Source organism: Neisseria sp. 83E34 (assembly GCF_001308015.1).
Lineage (GTDB): Bacteria > Pseudomonadota > Gammaproteobacteria > Burkholderiales > Neisseriaceae > Neisseria.
This window is the reverse complement of record NZ_LGYH01000028.1, coordinates 1-1,440: the sequence shown is the minus strand read 5'-3', so window position 1 is coordinate 1,440 and position 1,440 is coordinate 1. Positions and strand designations below refer to the sequence as shown.

General features: G+C 39.5%; 1 protein-coding gene. It reads right to left on the bottom strand.

Annotated elements, in window-relative coordinates:
* Window positions 1-371: 371 nt before the first annotated feature.
* Entirely contained in the window at window positions 372-1,295 is a 924-nt protein-coding gene (locus AKG09_RS11480; protein ID WP_054619554.1) for a hypothetical protein, read from the bottom strand.
* Between the last annotated feature and the right edge of the window lie 145 nt (window positions 1,296-1,440).

Here is a 1,440-nt window from a genome sequence, read left to right as displayed (position 1 = left end):
TGGTAACGTTTTTAGCGCCGCCCAAATCGGCGAACAGCGGGAAGGGAATCGGCGGCACTTGCGGCGGAGCGGGCGGGGGCGGCCAACAGAAGTCGGGCACCATAAACACCACGCGGAACTTGCTGCTTTTGCGGGCGATTTTGTTGATGGCCATGATGTTGTCTTTAATTGTGTTTTGAAGAAGACAGCATCATACCCATAATGGGCTTTATGTGGAAGTTGTATGACAAGGCTGTCTGAAAAGGTTTTATTTTTTCAGACGGCCTTAATGGCTTTGTTGGGTTACGTCCCAAACTACGCTTGTTGTTTGACATAAAAGTGTGAACAATCTGACTTTCCAACAGCATAAGCTGTTTGAAAATGTAAGTAAGTTAACACCGTTTATCTTTTAAAATCCTAATGCCGTCATGACCAACTAAAACAATGAAATGAGATGATTGAAAAGTATATATTCCTATTACCCTATTGCTCTTCATCTCAAAAACAACTTCACCGTTTTCTTTAAAAATAAGTATCCGTGAAAAAGGGTAATCTGTACCGCCCTGTAAGTTGACGGCTAAATAATTTTGTTTGTCACAACCCTCGAATGCTGTCGAATTAAATTGTTTGATTTCTCCCTCCAACGTTTCCATGCATAATAATTTGGCAGGAAAATTAACCAAGAAAAAAACCAGCTGCTCTTGTTCATCATGATAAGTTCCGTACTGTAAGCCGTAGTTATCATCATTTCCGCATTGAGCTAATTTTTTAATGGTTCTCCCCGCTAGGTCTTGGTATGAAACGGTATATACAGAATTTGGAGGGCTATTTGGAGAGGTGGAAAAATTTAAAATACCGATAACCTGATTTTTACTGTTGTTTACAGGTTCTATTATGCCATTTGCTTTTAATAAAACTTTTCCTGTGTCATCAATAATTTCATTAGCACTAAAAGCTTTAAATTGGTTGTTTGCATTAAATCCGGCAGCACCATACACGGATCTACACAATGCACCGCACGGCTCATTTTTTATAAAAACACGACCTTGCGGATCTAGGTGAAAAAAGGTTTTTACTGATTCTATTTTTTTATTTTCATCAGTTTTTTCTCCCATAACCAACAATGTATGCGGTAAATGCTGTATTGAGTCATAAATCATTGCGGCCTCAAACTTTTCATCAGCATCAACGGTTTTTAAATCAAAAAATGCATTAGTATTGATTCCGATGTCTTTCTCTCTGATATTTCGCTCGTCAGAAGACCCGCAAGCTGTTAATAGTGCGAAGCACAATAAAACCTTGGATTCGAATTTCAAGTGCAACACTCAGGTAGTAGTTGGAACAGGTTTTAAGAATAAAACACTTGGCGTTTCATAGCCAAGTGTTTTTCTTGGCCGGTGGTTCAGTTCATCTTGAACCCTGCGTATCTCCCGATGGCTGATGTTGCGGAAATCGGTTTGC